Consider the following 23,591-nt stretch of genomic DNA (forward strand, 5'->3'; position numbering starts at 1 on the left):
GAGGCGAAAGCCCGTCAGTCGGGAGGGCAGCGTTGCAGCATCTCGGTCAGGGCCGTCGCCTCGCTGATGTCGACCGCGAGGCCCCAGCGGTGCTTCACGTCGATCCAGTGGGTGGCGTAGGTGCACTGGAACGCCTTCCTCGGCTTCCAGGCTGCGGGGTCGCCGGACCCCTTCGACGCGTTGGTCGGCCCGTCCGACGCGAGCAGCACGGTCAGGTCGTTGGCGAACTGCTCGCGTCGTTCGTCCGGCCACGCGTGCGCCCCCGAGACCCAGGCCTCCGCGAGCGGGACGACGTGGTCGATCTGGATCGCCTGCGCCTGGCGCGGGTCCTTCAGGTCGTCGAAGGTGAGGTGCCTACTGGTGTACGGGTCGACCCACGTCCCGGCGAGGACGTCGTGCGGGCACGAGTGCTGCACCTGCACCCGCGTGGTGCCGGGGACGGCGTCGCGGAGCAGCACGTCGTCGCGCTGGTTGCAGCCATTGCGGTCGACGTCCTTCCAGGCGCTGCCGAAGGCGTCGCGTGCGTAGGTCGGGACACCGGCCGGTCGACGGTCGGTCACGCGCAGTCCGTCGAGCTGCGCGCGGGCATCCGAGGGCGCCAACGAGGGCACCGGCGCCACGACGTCGGGCTGCTCGGTGATCACGTCGACGCTCTCGAAGAGTTCGCAGGCCGTCAGGGCCAGTAGCGCGACGACCACGAGACCCACGGAACGACGACGCACGGACGCCACCCTGTCACGTGGCACGGACAGTCGAGGGGGAGCCCTCACCGCCTCCGGACGGCGCGGCGCCCCCTACCGCACCAGCCCGCGACGGCGCAGGATCGGCAGGACGCCCTCGGCGAACCAGTAGGCCTCCTCGACGTGCGGGTAGCCCGACATCACGAACTCCTCGATGCCGGCGGCGGCGTACTGCTCGATGAGGTCGGCCGCCTCGGCGTGGCTGCCGACCAGGGCAGTGCCGGCGCCCCCGCGCATCAGGCCCACACCGGCCCACAGGCCGGGACGCACCTCCAGGGAGTGGGCGTCCGCGCGGTCGAAGCGGCCGCCGTGCAGGTCGCGCATGCGGCGCTGTCCCTCCGACTCGCTCGCGGCGAGCGCCCGCTGGGCCTTCTCGACCTCGGCGGGGTCGAGTCCGGCGAGCATGTCGTCGGCGACGCGCCAGGCGTCCTCGGACCGGTCGCGGGTGATGGTGTGCAGCCGGACGCCGAACCGCACGGTGCGCCCCTCGTCGTCGGCCAGCTTGCGGATCCACTCGACCTTCTGGGCGACGGCCTCGGGTGGCTCGCCCCACGTCAGGTAGACGTCGGTGTGGGCGGCGGTGACGGGACCGGCCGCGGCCGAGGAGCCGCCCAGGTAGATCTCCGGGACCGGCGCGGGGCGGCGGGTGCGAGCGTCCTCGACGTCGTAGTACTCACCGGTGAAGTTGCTGCCGCCGTCGGTGAAGGCCTCGCGGAACACCTGGATGAACTCGGCGGCGCGCGCGTACCGGTCGTCCTTCGCGATGCGGTCGCCGAACCGCAGCTGCTCGGCGGGCTCGCCGCCGACCACGACGTTCAGCAGCAGCCGGTTGTCGGACAGCCGCTGGAAGGTCGAGGCCATCTGGGCCAGCAGGGTCGGGTTGACCAGCCCCGGCCGCAGCGCGACGAGGAACTTCAGGCGCGTCGTCTGCGGGATCAGCGCCGAGGCCACGACCCACGCGTCCTCGCACGGCGTGCCGGTCGGGGTCAGCACGGCGTCGAAGCCGAGGTCCTCGGCCGTGCGGGCGACGTTTGCGAGGTAGCGCAGGTCGGCCTCGCGGTACCGGCCCGCCGTGTCGACGGAGCCGGCTTCGCGACCGACGCCCGTCGGCACGCTGTGGCCACCGCCGACGAGAGCACGGCTGTCACCGGTGGTGGGCAGGAACCAGTCGAAGCGCAGGCTCGCGGCGGTCATGGGGCTCCTTCGAGGAGGACGGAAAGAAAGTCCAGTAAACCGCAGGACTTACAGATGTTCGGCGCTGTCCACGTGGTGGTCAGACCGACGTGGGTCAGCTGCGCGCCGCGTGATGTGCGAGCCGGTCGAACAGGGCCTGGGCCGCGGGAGTGGGCCGCACGCCCCGGCGACGGACCATCACCATGCGGATGACCGTGTCCTCGTCGTCGATCGGGCGGAGGACCACGGCGCCGCCGGTCTCGAGCGGGTCGTCGACCAGGGTGAAGTCGGGCAGCAGCGAGACCCCGAGGCCGGACGAGACCATCTGCTTGGACACATCGGCGCTGTCGGCGATGTGCCACCTCAGCGGGGGCGCGTCGCCGAAGACCCGCTCCGCGACCCGGTGCATGAGGTAGCCCGGGCGAGCCCCGACGAAGACCTCGCGGCGGAGGTCGTCGACGGTGACCGTGGCGCGCGCCGCCAGCGGCGAGTCGCCGGGGAGGACCGCCACCGGCCGGCCGTGGACGAGCTCGGTGGCGACGAGGTCGGGGTGGAGGTCGTCACCCGGCAGCAACGTGACGAGCCCGATGTCGAGCGAGCCGTCCCGCAGCCCGGCGTGGACCTCGTCGTGCCGCAGCTGGCGCAGGTCGACGGCCGTGTGCTCGAGGTCCTCCGCGTGGGCCCGCATCACCGGCACGACGATCGCGGTCACGCCGAAATAGACGCTGCCCACCCGCACCGGATGGTGGATCCGCGACTCGCCCCGCGCCGCGGCGCGCAGCCCGTCGGCGGCGTCGAGGATCTCCAGGATCCGGGGGAGCAGCTCGCGGCCGGCGCCGTTGATCCTCGTGCCCGACCGGCGCCGGTCGAGCAGCGTGACCCCCAACTCGCGCTCAAGCTTGGTGACTGCCTCGCTGAGGGCCGGCAGCGACACGTTCAGGTGCTCGCCGGCCCGGCGGAGCGACCCGTGCTCGTTGACCGCACGGACGTACTCGAGCTGCTCCAGGCGCATGTGTTCCTCCCCGATTCCCGGTGAGGGTACGTGATCGGTGTGGCCGCTCACGTGATCTCCCGCCTCGTGAGACGCACCGCGCACAGCGGGTCCGGATCCCTAACGTCGACACCCAGTACCCGCTCGATCAAGGAGGTTCACCGTGTCGGAGCGCATCCGCACGGCCGTCGTGGTCGGCAACCCGAAGCCCGCCTCGCGGACCCTGGCGGCCGCGACGCACGTGGCCCGCGAACTGACCGGCGCCGAGCCGGACCTGGTCGTCGACCTGGCCACCCTCGGGGCGGAGGTCCTCGACTGGGGGTCGTCCGGCATCGCCGGGCTGGTCGGCGTCGTCGGCCAGGCCGACCTCGTCGTGGTGGCCTCACCGACCTACAAGGGCACCTACTCAGGCCTGCTCAAGGTGTTCCTCGACCGGTTCGCCGGCGGCACCGGACTGAGGGGTCTGGCCGTGCCGCTCCTGCTCGGTGCCGGACCCCAGCACGCGCTGGCGCCCGAGCTGTCCCTGCGCCCGGTGCTGACCGAGCTGGGGGCCACCGTGCCCGGACGCGGGCTGTTCGTCCTGGACTCGCAGTACGACGACCCGGCGACCTTCGAGCCGTGGCTCGACGCGACCCGTCCGCTCGTGCGGACGCTGCTGCAGGCGGCGGCATGACCGCGACCTTCCCCACCAACCAGGACCTGGACCCCCGGCGGCTGCGCTCGGCGTTCGGCAACTTCCCGACCGGGGTGGTGGCGGTCGCCGCCGAGGTCGAGGGGGCGCCCGTCGGTCTCGCGGCCAGCAGCTTCACGAGCGTCAGCCTCGACCCGCCGTTGGTCTCGATCAACCTCGCGGGGAAGTCCAAGACGTGGCCCGACCTGCGGCGCGCCCTGCGGCTGGGGGTGACCGTGCTGGCGGCCCACCACGGTCCGCTGTGCCGCCAGCTCGCCGGCGACGTGGAGCAGCGGTTCACCGGGATCGAGTACTCGGTCAGTCCCGAGGGCTCGATCTTCATCGACGACGGGATGGCCACGTTCGACACGACGATCTACCGCGAGGTGCCGGCCGGTGACCACATCCTGGTGCTGCTGGAGCTCCATGCGGTGGAGCACCGCTCGGACGGCGGACCGCTGCTGTTCCACCGCAGCGAGTTCGGCAGCTTCGCCGCGGCCGGCGCCTGACGTCAGTTCACGACGGGCGGATGCTCGGCGGGCCGGATGGCCAGGACGGCGGCCAGGATCAGTGCCGCTCCCGCGACGCCGGCTGCGTTGAGCCGCTCATCGAGGACGATGGCGGCCAGCGCGGCGGCGGAGATCGGCTCGACGAGTGTCGCCAGTGTCGCCGCCGAGCCGGGCGTCGTGCGCAGGCCGGCGTAGAGCAGTCCGTACGCCAGCGCCATGGTCGCCACCCCGAGGTAGGCCAGCAGTGCCAGCGAGAGCGCGGACGTGCCGACCATCGGCTCTCCGGAGGCGGCGGCCACGCCGAGGAAGGGCGCGAGCAGGACCGCGCCGGCCGCCGTGGCGCAGGTGGTCAGCGCGACCGGCTCCGTGCGGGAGGCGAGCGTGTGGCCGAGGACGGTGGTGCCCGCGTAGGTCGCGCCGGCCCCGATCGCCAGCACGACGCCGAGGAGGGGACGGTCGAGCGGAGCGGGGGAGCCGTGGCTCGCCGTCGCACTGATCAGCGCCAATCCGATCAGGGCCGCTGCCAGCACCTTCACGTCACGGGCGGTCGGACGGGTTCGTGCGCGGGAGTGCTCCCAGGCCGCTGCCAGGACCGGGGCCAGACCCAACGAGACCACCGTCGCGACGCTGACGCCCACCATCAGCACCGAGACGAAGTACAGGCCCTGGTAGATCGCGGTGCCGCAGCCCATGACGACCACCGCCGTCGGGTGGGACCGGAACGTCCGTCGCACCGTGGAGACGCGCCCGGTGGCGAGGACGAACGCCCCGAGTGCCACCGCGGCGAGCAGCATCCGCCACGCGCTGACCGTCATGGCGCCGAGGCCGTCGCGCTCGTGCAGGACGGTCAGGACCAGTCCGCCGGTGCCCCACAGGACGCCGGCCGCACACACCTGCAGCAGCCCGAGTCGCGCACTCACGCGCTCAGACTAGAGGGCGGTGACTCTGGTCCCACTGCCCCTGGAAAGCGGTGAGCCTGGTCCCACCTCGCGCTCGGGGCTGGGACCAGGCTCACCGTCGACCCGGGGACGGTGGGACCAGGCTCACCGCCTCCCGTGGTGCCTCAGCCCTGGCCGGCGGACTCGGCAGCGATCGTCGTGTCGTCGCCGTGGCCGGTGTGCACGACCGTCTCGCCCGGGAGGGTGAAGAGCCGCTCGGCGATCGAGGCACGGATGACGTCCGCGTCGCTGTAGGACCGACCCGTGGCTCCCGGCCCGCCCTGGAAGAGCGTGTCGCCGGTGAAGACGCAACCCAGCTCGTCGGCGACGAGGCACGTGGCGCCCGGTGCGTGTCCCGGCGTGTGGATCGCCCGCAGGGTCGTGCCGCCGACGGTCAGCTCCGTGCCGTCGACGAGGTCGTGGTCCCAGGTGGCGTCGGTGTGCGTCAGCTCCCACAGGGGTCGGTCGTCCGGGTGGAGCCAGATCGGCGCGCCCGTGCTCTCGCGCAACGCCGGAGCCACGCGGCAGTGGTCGTCGTGGGCGTGCGTCAGGACGATCGCCGTGACCGTGCGGTCGCCGACGACCTCGAGGATCGCGTCCACGTCGTGCGGGGCGTCGATCACCAAGCATTCGGCGTCGTCACCCACGACCCAGACGTTGTTGTCGACGTCGAACGTCTCGCCGTCGAGGCTGAAGGTGCCCGAGACGACGCCGTGGTCGATGCGCGCGGCCATCAGAGCACCACCACCGAGCGCAGGACCTCGCCGGAGTGCATCTTGTCGAACGCCGCCTCGACGTCCTCGATGCCGATCTCCTCGGTGACGAACGCGTCCAGGTCGAGCCGACCCTGCAGGTACAGGTCGATCAGCATCGGGAAGTCACGGCTCGGCAGGCAGTCGCCGTACCAGCTGGACTTGAGCGCGCCGCCGCGTCCGAAGACGTCGGCCAGCGGCAGCTCCGGCACCGTCATGTCCGGCGTGGGCACGCCGACCAGGACGACCGTGCCGGCCAGGTCGCGGGCGTAGAAGGCCTGCTTCCAGGTCTCGGGCCGGCCGACCGCCTCGATGACGACGTCCGCGCCCTCCGCACCCTCGTAGGTCTCGGCGCAGATCCGCTTGATCTCCTCGACCGGGTCGGTCTGCGAGGAGTCGATGGTGTGGGTCGCGCCGAGATTGCGTGCGGCCTCCAGCTTCACCGGGTCGATGTCGACGGCGATGATCGGGCTGGCACCCGCGAGCGCCGCGCCGGCCACCGCGGCGACACCCACGCCGCCGCAGCCGATGACCGCCGCCGAGCGGCCCCGGGTGAGCGCGCCGGTGTTGATGGCCGCGCCGATGCCGGCCATGACACCGCAGCCGAGGAGGCCGGCCGCCGCGGGACGCGCCTGCGGGTCGACCTTCGTGCACTGGCCGGCGGCGACGAGGGTCTTCTCGATGAACGCGCCGATGCCGAGGGCGGGGGAGAGCTCGGTGCCGTCCTCGAGCGTCATCTTCTGCTTGGCGTTGTGCGTGGCGAAGCAGTACTGCAGGTCGCCGCGCTTGCACGCGCGGCACTCGCCGCACACGGCGCGCCAGTTCAGGACGACGAAGTCGCCGGGCGCGACCTCGGTGACACCCTCGCCGACGGCCTCGACGATCCCCGACGCCTCGTGGCCGAGCAGGAACGGGAACTCGTCGTTGATCCCGCCCTGCCGGTAGTGCAGGTCGGTGTGGCAGACGCCGCAGGCCTGGATCGTCACCACCGCCTCGCCCGGACCGGGGTCGGGAACGTTGATGGTGACCAGTTCGACCGGTGCGTCCTTCGCTCGCGCGATCACGCCCTTCACCTGCTGCACGGCTGTCTCCTCGTTTCGGGGGTGTTCCTCCGAGCGTGCCAGACGAGGTGGCGTCACACCGATTGCACCCGGGACGGTCATGTCCGATTCCCGCGAGAACTGGCCCGGTTCGGTGCGACAGGATGGAGCCATGGATCCCGTCGACTGCTACCGCGCCGTCACCGCGCGCGACGCGCGGTTCGACGGCGTCTTCTACACCGCGGTCCGCACGACGGGCATCTACTGCCGCCCGTCGTGCCCGGCCATGACGCCCCACGAGGCGAACGTCAGCTTCTACCCGTCGGCGGCCGCGGCCGAGCGCGCCGGGTACCGCGCCTGCCGCCGGTGCCGGCCCGACAGCACCCCCGGCTCCCCGGAGTGGAACGCCCGCGCCGACGTCGTCGCCCGGGCCGTGCGCCTCATCGGCGACGGGGTGGTCGAGCGCGAGGGCGTCAGCGGCCTGGCCGGCCGTCTCGGCTACAGCGAGCGCCAGGTCAACCGTCTGGTCACGACCGAGCTGGGCGCCGGACCCCAGGCGATCGCTCGCAGCAACCGGGCCCGCACGGCGCGGATCCTGCTCGAGACCACCGCGATGCGCGCCGCCGACGTCGCCTTCGCCGCCGGGTACGGATCGGTGCGGCAGTTCAACGACTCGATCCGCGAGTCGTTCGGGCTCACGCCGCGCGAGCTGCGGTCGCGGTCGCGGCGGACGCCCCACGAGGGCGCCGGGCGGATCCGGCTGGAGCTCGCGGTGCGCCCGCCGTTCCATGCCGCGAGCCTGCTCGCGTGGTTCGCTCCGCGCGCGATCGAGGGCGTCGAGGCCGTGGGGGAGCGCACGTACGCCCGCGTGCTGAACCTGCCGCACGGCGTCGCCGCGGTCGAGCTGGAGCCGCACGGCGACCACGTCACGGCCGACCTCGAGCTCACCGACCTGCGCGACCTGGCCACGGCGGTGCATCGCTGCCGGCGGCTGCTCGACCTCGACGCCGACCCCGTCGCGATCGACGAGGCACTGTCGGCCGACCCGCTGCTCGCCGGTCTCGTCCGCGAGGTCCCGGGGATCCGGCTGCCCGGACAGGTGGACGGCTTCGAGATGGTGCTGCGCGCGATCGTCGGCCAGCAGGTGTCGGTGGCGGGCGCGCGCACGATCCTGGGTCGCGTCGCGAGGTCGCGCGGCACCGAGGTCGATCTCGAGCTCGCGCGCCGGCACGGGCTCACGCACGCGTTCGCGACGGCGGAGTCAGTCGCGGAGGCCGCGCCCGAGGAGTTCGCCATGCCTCGCGGCCGGGCCGCGGCCATCCTCGCCGTCGCGCACGCGATGGCGGCCGGTCGCCTCGACCTCGATCCAGGAGCCGACCGGGAGACCGCGCGGAACCAGCTGCTGGCCGTCCGCGGCATCGGGCCCTGGACCGCCGACTACGTCAGGATGCGGGCGTTGGGCGATCCGGACGTCCTGCTCGAGACCGACCTCGTGCTGCGCCGCGTCCTCGCGCGCGAGGGGCTCGACCGGGCGCGCACCGACCGGTGGCGACCGTGGCGGTCGTACGCCTCATTGCACCTGTGGAGGACCGCATGAAGACTCGTTGGATGGACTCGCCGATCGGCGGGCTGCGGCTGCACGTCGACGCCGGGCTGCTCACGGCGATCGACTTCGGCGCCGAGCCGGTGGGGACGGCCGTCGAGGACGACCTGCTGGACGAGGCGCAACGCCAGCTGACGGAGTACTTCGCCGGCGAGCGCCGCGACTTCGACCTCCCGGTCGCGGCCGACGGCACCGAGTTCCAGCGGAAGGTGTGGTCGTACCTGCGCACGATCCCGTACGGCGAGACCGTCTCGTACGGACAGATCGCGACCGACCTGGGCTACGCCACCGGGATCTCGCGCGCCGTGGGCGCCGCCAACGGCGCCAACCCGATCCCGATCGTCGTGCCGTGCCACCGCGTCATCGGCGCGAACGGCAAGCTCACCGGCTACGCCGGCGGGCTCGACCGCAAGACGACGCTGCTCGAGCTCGAGCGCCCCGGCCTGTTCTGACGAGCCCGCTGAGTTGCACGTTTCGCCCCTCTGACGCGGCGTGTCGCGGGCCGAACGTGCAACTCAGCGGGTCAGCGGCGCAGGTTCTGGGACAGCCGCTCGGCGGCCGCGACGACGGCGGGCGCGTGCATGCGGCCGGGCTGGCGGGTGAGGCGCTCGAGGGGGCCGGAGACCGACACCGCGGCGACGACCTTGCCGCTGGGGGAGCGGACCGGGGCCGAGACCGAGCCGACGCCCGGCTCGCGCTCGCCCACGCTCTGCGCCCACCCGCGCTTGCGCACGGCGGACAGTTCCGCGGCCGAGAACGTGGCCTTCATGAGGCCCTTGTTCATGCGCTCGGGGTCCTCCCACGCCAGCAGCACCTGGGCGGCGGAACCCCCGGACATCGTCAGCTGGCTGCCGACGGGGATCGAGTCGCGCAGGCCGGTGGGGCGGTCGGCCGCGGAGACGCACACGCGGTGGTCGCCCTGGCGGCGGAACAGCTGGGCCGACTCGCCGGTGATGTCGCGCAGGCGGGCCAGGACGGGACCGGCGGCGGCGAGCAGGCGGTCCTCGCCCGCGGCTGCGGCCAGCTCGGACAGTCTCGGGCCTAGGATGAACCGACCCTGCATGTCGCGGGCGACCAGCCGGTGGTGCTCGAGGGCCACGGCGAGGCGGTGCGCGGTCGGCCGCGCGAGGCCCGTCGCGGTGACGAGGCCGGCCAGCGTCGCCGGTCCGGGCTCCAGGGCCGCCAGTACGAGGGCGGCTTTGTCGAGAACGCCGACTCCGCTAGAGTTGTCCATGTCTTGATACTGCCGTATCGCATTGTGAGACGCAACCCCCCGAACTGAGAGAGAATCATGGGCAAGACGCTCGCCGAGAAGATCTGGGACGACCACGTCGTCCGTTCCGCGCCGGGAGAACCGGACCTGCTGTTCATCGACCTCCACCTGCTCCACGAGGTCACGAGCCCGCAGGCCTTCGACGGACTGCGTCTCTCCGGGCGCACCGTGCGTCGTCCCGACCTGACCCTCGCGACCGAGGACCACAACATCCCGACGACCGACCTCGACAAGCCGATCGCCGATCCGGTCTCGCGCCTCCAGGTCGAGACCCTGCGCGGCAACTGCGCCGAGTTCGGCGTGCGCCTGCACCCGATGGGCGACATCGAGCAGGGCATCGTCCACGTGGTCGGTCCCCAGTTGGGCCTGACCCAGCCGGGCATGACGATCGTCTGCGGCGACTCGCACACCTCCACACACGGCGCGTTCGGCTCCATCGCGTTCGGCATCGGCACCAGCGAGGTCGAGCACGTCCTGGCCACGCAGTCGCTGTCGCAGGCCAAGCCCAAGATGATGGCCGTCGACGTCGTCGGCGAGCTGCCCCCGGGCTCCACCGCGAAGGACCTGATCCTGGCGCTCATCACGCAGGAGACCACCGGCGGCGGTCAGGGCTACATCGTCGAGTACCGCGGCGAGGCGATCCGCGCGCTCACGATGGAAGAGCGCATGACGATCTGCAACATGAGTATCGAGTGGGGCGCCAAGGCCGGCCTCATCGCGCCCGACCAGACCACCTTCGACTACCTCGAGGGCCGCCCGCACGCGCCGCAGGGCGCCGAGTGGGACGCGGCCGTCGCGTACTGGAAGGGCCTCGTCACCGACGAGGACGCGCACTTCGACAAGGTCGTCACGATCGACGCCTCGCAGGTCACGCCGTGGGTCACCTGGGGCACCAACCCCGGCCAGGGCGTCGCCCTGTCGGGCCTGGTCCCGAACCCCGACGACTTCGACGACGCCGACGAGCGCGAGGCCGCCGCCAACGCGCTGCGCTACATGGGCCTCGAGGCCGGCACGCCGATGCGCGACATCACCGTCGACACCGTCTTCGTCGGCTCGTGCACCAACGGCCGCATCAGCGACCTGCGGCGCGCCGCCGACCTGATCAAGGGCAAGAAGGTCGCCGACGGCACCCGCATGCTCGTCGTCCCGGGCTCGGTGCGGGTCCGCCTGCAGGCCGAGGAGGAGGGCCTCGACGTCGTCTTCAAGGAGGCCGGCGCGGAGTGGCGTGGTGCGGGCTGCTCGATGTGCCTGGGCATGAACCCCGACCAGCTCACGCCGGGCGAGCGCAGCGCCTCCACCTCCAACCGCAACTTCGAGGGCCGTCAGGGCAAGGGTGGCCGGACCCACCTGGTCTCGCCCGACGTCGCCGTCGCCACCGCCGTCACGGGCCACCTGGCCTCGCCGGCCGAGCTCTGAGGACGCACACCATGGACAAGTTCACCTCGCACACCGGCGTCGGCGCTCCGCTGCGCCGCAGCAACGTCGACACCGACCAGATCATCCCCGCGGTCTACCTCAAGCGCGTCACCCGCACGGGCTTCGAGGACGGCCTGTTCGCCGCGTGGCGCAACGACCCCGAGTTCGTCCTGAACCAGCCGGCGTACGAGCACGCCACCGTCCTGGTGGCCGGACCCGACTTCGGCACCGGCTCGTCGCGCGAGCATGCCGTGTGGGCGCTGCAGAACTACGGCTTCAAGGTCATCATCAGCCCGCGCTTCGGCGACATCTTCCGTGGCAACTCGGGCAAGGCGGGCCTGCTCGCCGCGCAGGTCGACGAGAAGGTCGTCGCCGCCCTGTGGGCGTACCTCGAGGCCAACCCGGGTGCGCAGATCAGCGTCGACCTGGAGTCGCGCACCGTCTCCGCCGGCGAGGGCGTCGACCGCATCGAGGACTCGTTCACGATCGACGACTACACCCGCTGGCGCCTGCTTGAGGGACTCGACGACATCGGCATCACGCTGGGTCACGCGGACGACATCGCCGCCTACGAGGCGAAGCGTCCGTCGTTCAAGCCCGCGACGCTCTGACGCTCGTCCCGCCGGACCGGGGCCCGTAATAGGGTCGTCACATGTCACGCACGCGCCCGCTGCCTCCGGTGCTGCGGGTCGTCGTGTGGATCCTGCGACCGATCTTCATGGTCGTCACCCGCCGCGACTGGCGCGGTGACGAGCACCTGCCCCGGTCCGGCGGGTTCGTCCTCGCGGCCAACCACCTGTCGTACATCGATCCGTTCATGTTCGGGCACTGGCTGGTCGACCACGACATCCCGCCGCGGTTCCTGGTGAAGGACCCGCTGTTCGCGGTGCCGGTGATCGGCCGGTTGCTGCGGATGGCCGAGCAGATCCCGGTGTACCGGGGCACCGGCGCAGCGGCCCAATCGCTGCGCGCGGCCGTCGACGCCGTCGAGGCGGGGTCCATCGTGGCGATCTACCCCGAGGGCACGATGACGCGCGACCCCGAGGCGTGGCCCATGTCCGGCCGCGACGGCGCCGTCCGCACGGCCCATGCCGCGGGCGTGCCGCTCGTGCCGGTGGCGCAGTGGGGACCGCAGCAGATCATGTGGCCCTACCGCCGCGAGTTCCGGGTGTTCCCGCGCAAGACGATGCACGTGCGCGTCGGAGCCCCGATCGACCTGTCCGACCTGGGTGAGCAGCCCACCCAGGCCCAGTTCCACGCCGCCACGGACCGGCTCATGGACGCCATCACGGCATTGCAGTCCCAGATCCGTGGCGAGGTACCCTCCTCTCCGCGCATCGACGTGCGAACGTTGCGCAAGCCGAAGACCCGATACGAGGAGAGCTGATGGTCACTGCAGCAGTCATGGGAGCCGGGTCCTGGGGCACCGCCTTCTCGATCGTGCTGGCCGACGCCGGTCACGACGTCCGCCTGTGGGGACGGCGCGACGAGACGTGCGCCAACATCAACGAGCGGCACGAGAACACCGAGTACCTGCCCGGTCTGGAGCTGCCGGCGGCGATCCGCGCCACCACCGACCCCGCCGAGGCCCTGGCCGGTGCCGAGATCGTCGTGCTGGCGGTGCCCTCCCAGACGCTGCGCCCGAACCTCGAGTCGTGGGGGCACCTGATCGAGCCCTCGGCGATTATGGTCAGCCTCATGAAGGGCGTCGAGCTCGGCTCGCACCTGCGGATGAGCCAGGTCATCGCCGAGCTCACGGGGGCCGGGCCCGAGCGGATCGCCGTCATCACGGGGCCCAACCTGGCCAAGGAGATCGCCCGCCGAGAGCCGGCCGCCAGCGTGGTCGCGTGCGAGGACGAGGCGGTCGCCCTGCAGCTGCAGAAGTACTGCCACACGCCGGCCTTCCGCCCGTACACGAACACTGACGTCGTCGGCTGCGAGCTGGCCGGCACGGTCAAGAACATCATCGGCCTCGCGGTCGGGGTGTGCGACGGCCTCGACTTCGGCGACAACACCAAGGCCTCGGTCATCACGCGCGGTTTGGCCGAGACCGCACGCCTGGGCGTCGCGATGGGCGCCGACCCGATGACGTTCATGGGCCTGGCCGGCCTGGGCGATCTCGTGGCCACCTGCTCGTCGCCGCTGTCACGCAACCGCACCTTCGGCGAGAAGCTGGGCCGGGGCATGACCGTCGACGAGATCTCGTCGCAGACCCGTCAGGTGGCCGAGGGCGTCAAGTCCTGCGTGTCCGTCGCCGAGCTCTCGGAGATGCACGGCGTCGACATGCCGATCGTCGAGCACGTCCGGGCCCTCGTCGACGGCCAGATGACGCCCAGCGAGCTCGTCAACGCGCTGATCAGCCGGTCGGCCAAGCCCGAGACCCGCTGACCTCGGGGAGCGATCAGCCGAGGGCTGCCTCGATGTCGGCCCAGAGGTCCTCGACGGCCTCGATGCCGACGCTGAGCCGGATCAGGACCGCGGGGATCGTCTCGGGCTCGGCGGGGAAGCGGCGGCGGCGCTCCCACGTCGACTCGACGCCGCCGAGGCTCGTGGCGTGCGTGATGATGCGGCTGGCCTCGGTGGCGCGCTGGGCGTGGTCGGCATCGTCGATGACGAAGCACACCATCGAGCCGAACCCGGGGTAGCGGACCTCGGCGACCGCCGGATGCGCCTTCAGTCGGTCGGCCAGCACCGCGGCGCTCGACTCGGCGCGATCCAGCCGCACGGCCAGGGTGCGCACGCCGCGCACGGCCAGGAAGCACTCCAGTGCGCCGGGGATCGCGCCGTGCAGCGAGCGGTGCTGCAGGAGGCGCTCGTACAGCGCGTCGTCGCGCGTGGCGAGGACGCCGAGCACGAGGTCGCTGTGCCCGCCGAGGAGCTTCGAGGCCGAGTGGGTCACGATGTCGGCGCCGTACGAGAGCGGCCGGTCGCGCAGGGGAGTGCGGAACGTGTTGTCGACGGCGACGAGTGCGCCCGCGTCCTTTGCGGCGGCCACCAGCACCGGCAGGTCGCCGACCTCCATCGCCGGGTTGGTGGGCGACTCGAGCCACACCAGGTCCGCGCCGGCGAACGACTCGATGCTGCCGGCCGTGTCGGACGGGTCGATCAGGCGCACCTCGTAGGGGCCGCTCTGCACGAGACTCGTCGTGCCGTTGTAGCCGTGGCGGGGGAGGACGACCACCGCGCCCGGCTCGAGCAGGCCCAGCGTCGCCGCGGCCGTGGCGATCCCGGAGGCGAAGGCCAGGGCGCGGCCGCCCTCCAGCTCGCCGACGACGTCCTCGAACGACTCGTACGCCGGATTGCCGTGGCGACCGTACTCGAACGCGCCACCCGCGTGGAACGAGCTTGCGAGGGTGATGGGGGCGTTGAGCGGCGCGCCGGGCTCGTGGGCCGGGCGACCTGCGATGACGGTCACGGTGTCGGGCTGCATGGTTCCAGTGTCACAGGCGGGTAGAGTCGAGCCGATGCGCACCACGATCGCCGTACTCTTCGGAGGCCAGTCCAGTGAGCACGGCGTCTCGTGCCTGACCGCACGCGAGGTCCTCGCCGTGATCGACCGGGACCGGTACGACGTCGTCCCCGTCGGCATCACCGCCGACGGCCGCTGGGTCGAGGAGACCGCCGTCTGGGACGACCTCGAGCCGGGCACCCTGCCGTCCGTCCGCAGTGATGCCCCGCCGTTCTCGTGGGATCGCATCCCCGAGCTCGACGTGGTCTTCCCGCTGCTGCACGGTCCGTGGGGCGAGGACGGCACGATCCAGGGCCTGTTCGAGATGGCCGGGGTCCGCTACGTCGGCGCCGGCGTGCTGGCCAGCTCGGTCGGCATGGACAAGCCGTTCACCAAGACCGTCTTCTCGGCCGCAGGCCTGCCGCAGCTGCCCTACGTCACCATCCAGCCGTGGGAGTGGGACGCCAAGCGCGAGCGGGTCCAGGCGCGAGTTCATGCGCTCGGGCTGCCGGTGTTCGTCAAGCCGGCCCGCGCCGGCTCCAGCTCGGGCGTCACGCCCGTGCACCGGTGGGAGGACTTCGACGTCGCGGTCGAGACGGCTCGGACGTTCGACCCCAAGGTCATCGTCGAGGCCGCGGCGCACGGCAAGCGCGAGGTCGAGTGCGCCGTGATCCAGGACGAGCGCGGCATGCCGATCGCCAGCGAGGTCGGCGAGATCGTCGTCGCCGAGGACACCGACCACGAGTACTACGACTTCGAGGCCAAGTACCTCGACGGCACCAGCACCAACGTCGTGCCCGCCGACCTGCCCGAGTCGGTGCGCCAGCGCATCCGCGAGTACGCCCTGCAGGCGTTCGACGCGATCGGCTGCGAGGGCCTGGCGCGGGTCGACTTCTTCCTCACCAGCAGCGTCGGCGGCGGTCTCGTGATCAATGAGATCAACACGATGCCGGGCTTCACGCCCTTCTCGATGTTCCCCAAGCTGTGGCAGGCGTCGGGCGTCGAGTACCCCGAGCTCGTCGAGCGGCTGATCCAGCTCGCGCTGCAGCGCCCCCTCGGCCTGCGCTGAGGCCCGCCCCTCCGCCCAGGGCGGACAGGATGTGTAGCGCTGGCCACCTGACATCGGCCGAGACGGTCCGATCCGGGTGGGCAGTGGTACAGATCGCGAGACCGCGCGCGGGGGAAGATCAGATCCGGACGACGGGGCAGGTCAGCGTGCGGGTGATGCCCGGGACACGCTGGATCTGCGACACCACGAGGGAGCCGAGCTCGTCGACCGAGGGGCCCTCGGCGCGGACGATGACGTCGTACGGACCGGTGACGTCCTCGGACTGCTCGACCCCGGGGATCTCGGCGATTGCGGCAGCGACCTCGGCGGCCTTGCCGACCTCGGTCTGCACGAGGATGTAGGCGTGAACGGCCATCGGGAACGTCCTTTCGTTCGGGCCATGACACGCTATCGCAGTCACCGGGGTGCGGTGCGCCCGGCTGCGACAATGGCCCCGTGAGCCAGCGACAGAACGACCAGACCATTGCCGACGTCGGCGAGTTCGCGCTGATCGACCTCGTCCGCGAGCAGCTCGGCACCAGCGACTACGTGCTGGTCGGGCCCGGCGACGACGCGGCGCACATCGCCACCGCCGACGGCACGTACGTCACGGCCACCGACATCCTCGTCGAGGGCCGCCACTTCCGCCGCGACTGGTCGACGGCCGCCGACATCGGCCGCAAGGCCGTCGCCGCCAACCTCTCCGACATCAACGCGATGGGCGGGGTGGCCACCGCGCTGCTCGTCGCCTTCGCGGCGCCGGGGGACACCCCGGTCTCGTGGGTCACCGACCTCGTCGGCGGCATGGTCGAGGAGTGCGCCAAGGTCGGAGCCCGCATCGTGGGCGGCGACATGTCGGCGGCCGACCAGGTCGTCATCTCGATCACCGCGCTCGGCGACGCCGAGCGTCCCGTCACCCGGTCCGGCGCGCAGGTGGGCGACCAGGTCGCCTTCGCGGGCACGCTGGGCCTGGCCTCGGCCGGCTACGGCGCCTTGAGCCGAGGGTTCCGGTCGCCGAAGGCCGCGGTCGACGAGCACCGCGCGCCGCACCCGCCCTACGCCGCCGGTCCGGCCGCGGCCACCGGGGGCGCCACCGCGATGATCGACATCAGCGACGGGCTGCTGGCCGACCTCGGCCACGTCGCCCGCGCGAGCAAGGTGGCCATCGACGTCGATCCGGCGGCGTTCGAGATCCTCGACGCCGTGCAGACGGTCGCCGGCGCCCTTGGCGGCGTCGACCCGCTGCGGTTCGTCCTGGCCGGCGGCGACGACTACGCGCTCGCGGCCACCTTCCCGGCTGACGCCACCCTCCCCGACGGCTGGACCCGCGTCGGCGTCGTCCGCTCCGGTGCGGGCGTCACCGTGGGCGGCGCGCCCTGGGAGGGCGGCGTCGGCCACAAGCACTGGACCTGAGTGTCAGTCCTGGATGCGCGCGAACGGCGAGGCGGCCTCCAGCTCGAAGGCCAGCTCCAGCAGGGTGCGCTCGTCGCCGTGGTCGGCCGAGAAGTGCAGACCGAGCGGCAGGTCCTGCGACGTCCGGCCCAGCGGGAGGCTGATCGCGGGTCCGCCCGACGCGTTGTTCAGCGGCGTGTAGGCCACGAAGCTCCGCAATCGGTCGAACGCCTCGTCGAAGGGCACGCCCGGGTCGAGCCAACCGAGCTTCGGCGTGGTGTGGCCCAGTGTGGGGGAGAGGATGACGTCCCAGTCCGCGAACACCTCGCCGTACTGCCGCGCCGACCGCTTGAGCGCGATGAGCGCGCCGGGCGTGCGCCAGAAGTTGCGCAGGAACGCCTTCGCGAGGCCATGGGTGAACGGGTCGACCTTGCTGCGGTCGAAGTCGCGCGAGACGACGTACCGCCCGGCGTAGTCGAGCGAGAACGCCAGGGTGCGCCAGTACTGCACGAAGTGCTGCTCGAACGAGGGATCGACGGGGATTGGCATCTCGACGACGACGTGCCCGAGGGACGCGACCAGCTCGGCCACGCGGCGCAGCTCCTTCTGGCTGTCGCCGTCGAGCTGCTCGCCGTGCAGCGTCTCGGTGACGAGGCCCACGCGCAGGCGGCGCTTCGACGGCCCTTCGACCAGCCCGACGCGCGGCAGCCGGGGGACGGGACGGTAGCGCTCGGCGGCGGCCAGGAACACCGCGGAGTCGCGCACGCTGCGGGTCAGGACGCCGTTGGCGACGATGTCGAGCGGGGCGTCCTTCATCTCCTTGGCAGGGGCGATGCGGTTGCGCGTGGTCTTGAGGCCCACGAGTCCGCAGACCGCGGCAGGGATGCGGATCGATCCGCCGCCGTCGTTGCCGTGAGCAAGGGGCACGGCGCCCGCGGCGACGAGCGTCGCCGAGCCGCCCGAGGACGCGCCCGCTGAGTACTCGGGGTTCCAGGGGTTGCGGGTGGGCTCGCGGTCGACGAACTCGGTGGAGGCCGTGAGGCCGAAGGCCGGCAGGGTGCTGGCGCCGACGATGTTGACGCCCGTCGAGAGGAACTGCTCGGTGAACTCCTCGTGGGAGCCCGCGGGGGTGGGCGGGACGGCCGCCGATCCCTGCTGTGTCGGCATGCCCTTGAAGTCGGTGTTGTTCTTGATCAGGCTCGGCACGCCGGCGAACGGGGCGCCCGGGGCCAAGGGCTCCTCGGCGCGGACGGCCGCGCGGGCGCGGTCGTCGTGCGCGATGCCGTTGAGCGTGGGCTCGACCCGATCGATGCGCGCGAGGGCGGCGCGGAGGACCTCGGTGGGGCTGACGTCACCGGAGGCGATCAGCTGGGCCACCGCGACGGCGTCGTGATCGGCGAGGACGTCGTCGGTGAAGGCATGGATTCGGGTCACCCACGAGAGAATAGACCCGGACAAGCGACGACGGCGGCCCGAAGGCCGCCGTCATCATGAAGAAAGTCCTGAACGCCTCAGCGCGAGACCTTGCCCGCCTTCAAGCAACCGGTGCAGACGTTGAGCCGCTTCGGGGTGCCCTCGACGACGGCGCGGACGCGCTGGATGTTCGGATCGAAACGACGCTTGGTACGTCGGTGCGAGTGGGACACGTTGTGGCCGAAGCCCGGTCCCTTGCCGCACACATCGCAGACGGCTGCCACGGCGACCACTCCTGAACTAGATCGGGGGAAATACAACCTCTCGAGCATACCTGAAGCGACACGGCGAGCGCGAATCGAGTCCCCACGAGTCCTCGCTAGGCTCACCCCATGGCCCTGCGGATCGAGACCGATCGCTTCGACGCGTGGGCTCGGTTGTGCACCGAGTCGCTCGCCGTCGCCCGCGACGAGATCGACGCGCTCAACGTCTTCCCGGTGCCCGACAGCGACACCGGCACGAACGCGTACTTCACCTTCGTCTCGGGCGTCGAGGCCCTCGACGCGCTGCCGCCGGGCAGCTCGCCGCTGGACGTGATGCGGGCCTTCGCCGAGGGACTCCTGATCGGAGCGCGCGGCAACTGCGGCACGATCCTGGCCGAGCTCGTGCGCGGCAGCCTGAGGGTGCTGCGTGACTGCGTCGACGGCCTGTCCGCGCACGAGGTGGCCGAGGCGCTCGGTGCGGCGTCCGCGGCGGCCTACGCCGCGGTGGGCCGGCCGCAGGAGGGCACGATCCTCACGGTCGCCGCCTCCGCCGCGGCCGCCGCCCGCGAGGCCGCGGCCACGGACGACGACCCCAAGCGCGTCTTCGACGTGGCCGCCGGCGCCGCCCGTGAGGCCCTGGCCCTGACGCCCACGCAGTTCGAGAAGCTGGCGCGGGCCGGGGTCGTCGACGCCGGTGGCCGGGCGCTCGTCGTCGTGCTGGACTCCGTGGCCTTCGCGCTCACCGGTCGCACGCCGTCCCCGCGTCCGTCGATGGTGCCCGTCCCGATCGTCGAGCCGGGGTCCGACCTCGGCGAGGACGGCCCGTCGTACGAGGTGATGTACCTCCTGCGCACGGCCGACGACGCGATCCCGGCGCTGCGCGAGACGCTCGAGCCGCTGGGCGACTCGCTCGTGGTGGTCGGCGGCGAGGGCCTGTGGAACGTCCACGTCCACGTCGACGACGTCGGTGCCGCGATCGAGGCCGGCATCGCCGCCGGTCAGCCCTTCCGCATCTCCGTGACGCACTTCGCCGAGCAGATCGCGCGACCGGCACCCGTCACCGGTGGCCGCGTGATCATCAGCGCCGTCACCGGCCTCGGCCTGGCCGACCTCACCACCCGGGCGGGCGGCACGCCGTTGCTGTTCGGTCCGGACGAGCCGCTGAGCGTCGCCACTGTCGCGGCGGCCATCCGCGACAGCCAGGCCGAGGAGGTCGTGTGCCTGCCGAACCGAGCCGGCCACATCGCGATGTTCGAGGCGGCCGCCGCTGCCGCCCGTGATGCGGGCGCCCGCGTCGCCGTGCTGCCCACCACCGTCCAGGTCCAGGCGCTCACCGCGCTCGCCGTCCACGACCCCGGCCGCCCGTTCGACGTCGTCGTGGTGGCGATGTCCAACGCCGCGGGCGCCACCCGTCACGGCGCGGTCACGATCGCGGCCGAGGACGGCATCACGATGGCCGGTCCGTGCCGCGCCGGCGACGTCCTCGGCGTCGTCAACGGCGACTTCGCGATCGTGGGCGCCGGGATGGCCGGCGTGGCGTACGAGGTGCTGCAGCGCCTCGACCTGGCCACGGCCGAGATGGTCACGCTGGTGGTGGGCCGTGACTGCGACGAGGCCACCAGCGAGGCGATCGCCGAGCGCGTCTGCCGCGAGTCGCCGCACGTCGACGTCGAGGTCATCCACGGCGACCAGAGCACCTACCCGCTGTTCCTGGCGGTCGAGTGACGTGGCGATCGACTTCGACACTCGCCTCTCGAAGGTCGTGGGCGACTCGGCCAAGAAGCTCGAGAAGGCCTTCGGCCACCGCACGGTCGGCGACCTGCTGCGCCACTTCCCGCGTCGCTACATCGACCTCGAGCACCCCGACTCCTTCACCGAGCTGGAGGAGGGCCAGGTCGTCGCGTTCGTCGCGACGGTGCTCGACGTCAAGAAGCTCACATTCCGCAACAACCCGCGCAAGTTCCGCGTGGTGGTGACGCTGTCGGACGGTCGCGCCACGATGGAGGCGGTCTTCTTCAACCAGTTCGCCGTGTCCAAGACGCCGGTCGGCAGCCAACAGCTGCTCTCGGGCGAGGTCTCGGTCTACCAGGGGCGCCTGCAGCTGGCGTCCCCCCACATGCGCGAGCTGCCGCCCGGCAAGACGCTCGCCGACCTCGGTCGCGGCGGTGGCGCGCTGCCGATCTACCCGGCGGGCGGCGGCCTGACCACGTGGGACGTCGAGCGCTCGGTCCAGCTCGCGCTGGACGTGGTCGACGTCTTCCCCGAGCCGCTCCCCGAGCAGGTGCGCAGCGAGCGTGGCCTGCTCGACGCGCCGACGGCCTATGAGTACATCCACCGCCCGCGCACGCGAGCCGACTGGGTCTTCGCCCAGACCCGGCTGCGCTTCGAGGAGGCGTTCGAGGTGCAGGCGGTATTCGCCCGCCGGCGGCTCGACACGCAGCAGCGGCGCGCCACGGCGCGACCCGGACGCGGCGACGGGATCCGCGTCGCCTTCGAGCAGCGGCTGCCGTTCACCCTGACCGAGGGGCAGGCCAAGGTCGCCGCCGAGATCGACCAGGACCTCAGCGACACCCGCCCGATGCACCGGCTCCTGCAGGGGGAGGTCGGCTCGGGCAAGACGATCGTGGCCCTGCTGGCGATGCTGCAGGTCGTCGACTCCGGGGGACAGGCCGCGCTGCTGGCCCCCACCGAGGTGCTGGCCACCCAGCACCACCGGAGCATGGAGCGGATGCTCGGCGACCTGGCCAAGGGCGGCATGCTCGGCGGCGCCGACGAGGCCACGCGGGTCCGGCTCCTCACCGGCTCGATGGGCGCCAAGGCGCGCCAGCAGGCCCTCCTCGACATCGTCTCGGGCGAGGCCGGCATCGTCGTCGGCACCCACGCCCTGTTGGAGGAGACCGTGCAGTTCGCCGACCTGGGCCTCGTCGTGATCGACGAGCAGCACCGCTTCGGCGTCGAGCAGCGGTCGATCCTGTCCGACCGGGCCGCGGCCGCCGACGGGGTCAGCCCGCACGTGCTGGTCATGACGGCCACGCCGATCCCGCGCACGATCGCGATGACGGTGTTCGGCGACCTCGAGGTCTCCACGCTGCGCGAGCTGCCCGCCGGCCGGCAGCCGATCCAGACCAACGTCGTCCCGGTGGCCGAGCAGCCCACGTGGATCGACCGGGCGTGGCAGCGCGTGCACGAGGAGGTAGGCCGCGGCCGCCAGGCGTACGTCGTGGTCTCCCGCATCGGCGAGGCGGTCGCCGACGACGACGTCGAGCCGCCCGAGGACGACGAGGACGAGAAGCGACCCACGGTCGGCCTGGTCGAGCTGGCCGAGGCCCTCGAGCAGGGACCGCTGGCCGGCCTGCGCCTGGGTCGGCTGCACGGGCGGATGCCGGCCGACGAGAAGGACGCCGTCATGTCGGCGTTCGCGGCCGGCGACCTCGACGTGCTGGTCGCCACCACCGTCGTCGAGGTCGGCGTCGACGTGCCGAACGCCACGATGATGATCCTCATGGACGCCGACCGGTTCGGCGTCTCGCAGCTGCACCAGCTGCGCGGCCGGGTGGGCCGAGGCTCCGAGCCCGGCCTGTGCCTGCTCGTCACCGGGTCGCCCGCGGGCACACCGGCGCGCGAGCGGCTCGCGGCGGTCGCAGCCAGCACGGACGGCTTCGAGCTGTCGCGCCTGGACGCCGAGCTCCGCCGTGAGGGCGACGTGCTCGGCGCGCGCCAGTCCGGCGTGCGGTCGAGCCTGAAGCTGCTGTCGGTCGTCCGCGACGAGAAGGTCATCGCCTCGGCGCGCGACGCCGCCGTCGCGGCGCTGTCGTCGGGCGACGTCCCGGCCGACCTCGAGGCCTCGATCCGACGGCTCGAGGAGTCCGAGCGCGCCGACTACCTGGAGAGAGCATGACGCGAGTGATTTCCGGCCGCTGGGGCGGCCGTCGGCTGACGGTGCCCACCGGCGACGGCACGCGCCCCACGTCCGACCGGGTGCGCGAGTCGATGTTCGCCTCGCTCAACTCCCTGCTGGGCGGGTTCGACGGCCTGCGCGTGCTCGACCTGTACGCGGGCTCCGGGGCGCTGGGTCTCGAGGCGCTGTCGCGCGGCGCGGAGCACGCCGACCTGGTCGAGTCGTACGCCAAGGCGGCGCGCACGATCGCCCGCAACGTCAAGGAGCTCGGTGCGCCGGCCACGGTGCACACGGTCGCGGCGCAGCGCTTCGTCGACGAGGAGTCGGGACCCTGGGACCTGGTGTTCCTCGACCCGCCGTACGCCGTTCCCTCGGTCGAGGTCGCCTCGCTCCTGACGGCGCTGCGGCCGCACCTGAACCCCGACGCCGTCGTCGTGGTCGAGCGCGCGAAGCGCGACCCGTTCGCGTGGCCGGAGGGGTTCGACGCGCTCCGGGACAAGGCGTACGGGGACACCCGGCTTTGGTACGGTCACTGACATGACGCGCGTGGTGTGCCCCGGTTCCTTCGACCCCGTGACGAACGGCCACCTCGACATCATCGAGCGGGCCTCGTTCCTCTTCGACGAGGTCGTCGTCGTGGTGCTGGTCAACGAGAGCAAGTCGGGCCTGTTCCCGATCGATCGCCGCATCGAGCTGATCGCCGAGGCCACCACCGATCTCGAGAACGTCACGCTCGACTCGTACTCGGGGCTGCTGGTCGACTACTGCGCCCAGAACGACGTGCAGGCGATCGTCAAGGGCCTGCGCGCGGTGTCGGACTTCGACTACGAGCTGCAGATGGCCCAGATGAACGGCAACCTCACCGGCATCGACACGGTCTTCATCCCCACCTCGCCCGACTACACGTTCATCGCCTCGAGCCTGGTCAAGGAGGTCGCCCGCCACGGCGGCGACGTCAACGGGCTCGTGCCCAAGCACGTCATGAACGCGCTCGACGAGGCCTACGGCCACTGACGCCGGCCGG

25 protein-coding genes are annotated in these 23,591 nt (G+C 72.2%); 14 read left to right on the forward strand and 11 right to left on the reverse strand.

The window, feature by feature from the left end; translation table 11 throughout:
- Positions 1-14: 14 nt before the first annotated feature.
- The 3 genes from AFL01nite_RS09070 to AFL01nite_RS09080 all read right to left on the reverse strand — a co-directional run bounded on the left by AFL01nite_RS09070 (position 15) and on the right by AFL01nite_RS09080 (position 2,925).
- Positions 15-722 carry an HNH endonuclease family protein gene (locus tag AFL01nite_RS09070; protein WP_222593466.1) on the reverse strand — a complete coding sequence of 236 codons (708 nt, stop codon included), beginning with the start codon at positions 720-722 and terminating at the stop codon, positions 15-17.
- A 72-nt stretch (positions 723-794) separates the two neighbouring features.
- Positions 795-1,934: an LLM class flavin-dependent oxidoreductase gene (locus tag AFL01nite_RS09075; RefSeq protein WP_146827352.1), complete on the reverse strand. Its 1,140-nt coding sequence runs from the start codon at positions 1,932-1,934 to the stop codon at positions 795-797.
- Positions 1,935-2,028: 94 nt separating this feature from the next.
- On the reverse strand, positions 2,029-2,925 hold the full coding sequence (locus AFL01nite_RS09080; protein WP_146827353.1) for a LysR family transcriptional regulator: 897 nt from the start codon (positions 2,923-2,925) through the stop codon (positions 2,029-2,031).
- A 142-nt stretch (positions 2,926-3,067) separates the two neighbouring features.
- Here AFL01nite_RS09080 and AFL01nite_RS09085 point away from each other — a divergent pair, with 142 nt between their 5' ends.
- Together AFL01nite_RS09085 and AFL01nite_RS09090 are read left to right on the forward strand one after the other, a co-directional pair.
- Positions 3,068-3,577 (forward strand): NAD(P)H-dependent oxidoreductase, encoded by a 510-nt coding sequence (locus AFL01nite_RS09085; RefSeq protein ID WP_222593467.1) that lies wholly within the window; start codon positions 3,068-3,070, stop codon positions 3,575-3,577.
- Complete coding sequence (locus tag AFL01nite_RS09090; RefSeq protein ID WP_146827354.1) at positions 3,574-4,083, forward strand: flavin reductase family protein; 510 nt, start codon at positions 3,574-3,576, stop codon at positions 4,081-4,083. Before AFL01nite_RS09085 ends, AFL01nite_RS09090 begins: the two co-directional genes overlap by 4 nt.
- A gap of 2 nt (positions 4,084-4,085) precedes the next feature.
- Here the strand turns inward: AFL01nite_RS09090 and AFL01nite_RS09095 are convergent, their stop codons facing one another.
- The 3 genes from AFL01nite_RS09095 to AFL01nite_RS09105 form a co-directional block, all read right to left on the reverse strand.
- The gene (locus AFL01nite_RS09095) at positions 4,086-5,003 is read right to left on the reverse strand and encodes a DMT family transporter (protein ID WP_146827355.1); all 918 of its coding nucleotides are present in this window, start codon (positions 5,001-5,003) and stop codon (positions 4,086-4,088) included.
- Positions 5,004-5,146: 143 nt separating this feature from the next.
- Positions 5,147-5,755 (reverse strand): MBL fold metallo-hydrolase, encoded by a 609-nt coding sequence (locus AFL01nite_RS09100; protein ID WP_146827356.1) that lies wholly within the window; start codon positions 5,753-5,755, stop codon positions 5,147-5,149.
- Positions 5,755-6,855, reverse strand: coding sequence for an S-(hydroxymethyl)mycothiol dehydrogenase (locus AFL01nite_RS09105; protein ID WP_146827357.1), 1,101 nt, complete (start codon positions 6,853-6,855; stop codon positions 5,755-5,757). Before AFL01nite_RS09105 ends, AFL01nite_RS09100 begins: the two co-directional genes overlap by 1 nt.
- Before the next feature lie 130 nt (positions 6,856-6,985).
- Between AFL01nite_RS09105 and AFL01nite_RS09110 the strand changes: the two genes are divergently transcribed.
- Complete coding sequence (locus AFL01nite_RS09110; RefSeq protein WP_222593468.1) at positions 6,986-8,410, forward strand: AlkA N-terminal domain-containing protein; 1,425 nt, start codon at positions 6,986-6,988, stop codon at positions 8,408-8,410.
- Between the two features lie 11 nt (positions 8,411-8,421).
- Positions 8,422-8,868 (forward strand): methylated-DNA--[protein]-cysteine S-methyltransferase, encoded by a 447-nt coding sequence (locus tag AFL01nite_RS09115; RefSeq protein WP_246119658.1) that lies wholly within the window; start codon positions 8,422-8,424, stop codon positions 8,866-8,868.
- Positions 8,869-8,939: 71 nt separating this feature from the next.
- Here AFL01nite_RS09115 and AFL01nite_RS09120 read toward each other — a convergent pair whose 3' ends face one another.
- Complete coding sequence (locus AFL01nite_RS09120; RefSeq protein WP_078698542.1) at positions 8,940-9,650, reverse strand: IclR family transcriptional regulator; 711 nt, start codon at positions 9,648-9,650, stop codon at positions 8,940-8,942.
- Between the two features lie 57 nt (positions 9,651-9,707).
- Here AFL01nite_RS09120 and leuC point away from each other — a divergent pair, with 57 nt between their 5' ends.
- From leuC to AFL01nite_RS09140, 4 genes are read left to right on the forward strand one after another with little or no spacing between them, the layout of a single operon-like run.
- Positions 9,708-11,105: a 3-isopropylmalate dehydratase large subunit gene (gene leuC / locus AFL01nite_RS09125; protein ID WP_146827360.1), complete on the forward strand. Its 1,398-nt coding sequence runs from the start codon at positions 9,708-9,710 to the stop codon at positions 11,103-11,105.
- A gap of 11 nt (positions 11,106-11,116) precedes the next feature.
- On the forward strand, positions 11,117-11,716 hold the full coding sequence (gene leuD / locus AFL01nite_RS09130; RefSeq protein ID WP_146827361.1) for a 3-isopropylmalate dehydratase small subunit: 600 nt from the start codon (positions 11,117-11,119) through the stop codon (positions 11,714-11,716).
- Between the two features lie 41 nt (positions 11,717-11,757).
- Entirely contained in the window at positions 11,758-12,492 is a 735-nt protein-coding gene (locus AFL01nite_RS09135; protein WP_146827362.1) for a lysophospholipid acyltransferase family protein, read from the forward strand.
- A complete protein-coding gene (locus tag AFL01nite_RS09140) occupies positions 12,492-13,493 on the forward strand; it encodes an NAD(P)H-dependent glycerol-3-phosphate dehydrogenase (RefSeq protein WP_146827363.1) in 1,002 nt (333 codons plus the stop codon). The genes AFL01nite_RS09135 and AFL01nite_RS09140 overlap by 1 nt, the downstream gene beginning before the upstream one ends.
- Positions 13,494-13,506: 13 nt before the next feature.
- Here AFL01nite_RS09140 and AFL01nite_RS09145 read toward each other — a convergent pair whose 3' ends face one another.
- The gene (locus tag AFL01nite_RS09145; protein ID WP_146827364.1) at positions 13,507-14,535 is read right to left on the reverse strand and encodes a trans-sulfuration enzyme family protein; all 1,029 of its coding nucleotides are present in this window, start codon (positions 14,533-14,535) and stop codon (positions 13,507-13,509) included.
- Positions 14,536-14,569: 34 nt separating this feature from the next.
- Between AFL01nite_RS09145 and AFL01nite_RS09150 the strand changes: the two genes are divergently transcribed.
- The gene (locus AFL01nite_RS09150; protein WP_146827365.1) at positions 14,570-15,622 is read left to right on the forward strand and encodes a D-alanine--D-alanine ligase family protein; all 1,053 of its coding nucleotides are present in this window, start codon (positions 14,570-14,572) and stop codon (positions 15,620-15,622) included.
- A gap of 118 nt (positions 15,623-15,740) precedes the next feature.
- Here AFL01nite_RS09150 and AFL01nite_RS09155 read toward each other — a convergent pair whose 3' ends face one another.
- Positions 15,741-15,977: an Lrp/AsnC ligand binding domain-containing protein gene (locus AFL01nite_RS09155; RefSeq protein WP_146827366.1), complete on the reverse strand. Its 237-nt coding sequence runs from the start codon at positions 15,975-15,977 to the stop codon at positions 15,741-15,743.
- Between the two features lie 80 nt (positions 15,978-16,057).
- Here AFL01nite_RS09155 and AFL01nite_RS09160 point away from each other — a divergent pair, with 80 nt between their 5' ends.
- A complete protein-coding gene (locus AFL01nite_RS09160; RefSeq protein ID WP_146827367.1) occupies positions 16,058-17,014 on the forward strand; it encodes a thiamine-phosphate kinase in 957 nt (318 codons plus the stop codon).
- Between the two features lie 3 nt (positions 17,015-17,017).
- On the opposite strand, the gene AFL01nite_RS09165 is transcribed toward AFL01nite_RS09160, so the two are convergent.
- A complete protein-coding gene (locus tag AFL01nite_RS09165; RefSeq protein ID WP_146827368.1) occupies positions 17,018-18,427 on the reverse strand; it encodes an amidase in 1,410 nt (469 codons plus the stop codon).
- Between the two features lie 77 nt (positions 18,428-18,504).
- Positions 18,505-18,690: a 50S ribosomal protein L28 gene (gene rpmB / locus AFL01nite_RS09170; RefSeq protein WP_078701430.1), complete on the reverse strand. Its 186-nt coding sequence runs from the start codon at positions 18,688-18,690 to the stop codon at positions 18,505-18,507.
- Positions 18,691-18,798: 108 nt separating this feature from the next.
- Between rpmB and AFL01nite_RS09175 the strand changes: the two genes are divergently transcribed.
- From AFL01nite_RS09175 to coaD, 4 genes are read left to right on the forward strand one after another with little or no spacing between them, the layout of a single operon-like run.
- Entirely contained in the window at positions 18,799-20,394 is a 1,596-nt protein-coding gene (locus AFL01nite_RS09175; protein ID WP_146827369.1) for a DAK2 domain-containing protein, read from the forward strand.
- A gap of 1 nt (position 20,395) precedes the next feature.
- Positions 20,396-22,567, forward strand: coding sequence for an ATP-dependent DNA helicase RecG (locus tag AFL01nite_RS09180; protein ID WP_246119659.1), 2,172 nt, complete (start codon positions 20,396-20,398; stop codon positions 22,565-22,567).
- Positions 22,564-23,103 carry a 16S rRNA (guanine(966)-N(2))-methyltransferase RsmD gene (rsmD, locus tag AFL01nite_RS09185; protein WP_146827370.1) on the forward strand — a complete coding sequence of 180 codons (540 nt, stop codon included), beginning with the start codon at positions 22,564-22,566 and terminating at the stop codon, positions 23,101-23,103. The genes AFL01nite_RS09180 and rsmD overlap by 4 nt, the downstream gene beginning before the upstream one ends.
- Position 23,104: 1 nt before the next feature.
- On the forward strand, positions 23,105-23,581 hold the full coding sequence (coaD, locus tag AFL01nite_RS09190) for a pantetheine-phosphate adenylyltransferase (protein WP_146827371.1): 477 nt from the start codon (positions 23,105-23,107) through the stop codon (positions 23,579-23,581).
- Positions 23,582-23,591: the final 10 nt, after the last annotated feature.

The organism is Aeromicrobium flavum, assembly GCF_007992115.1.
In the GTDB taxonomy this organism is placed as follows: Bacteria; Actinomycetota; Actinomycetes; order Propionibacteriales; family Nocardioidaceae; genus Aeromicrobium; species Aeromicrobium flavum.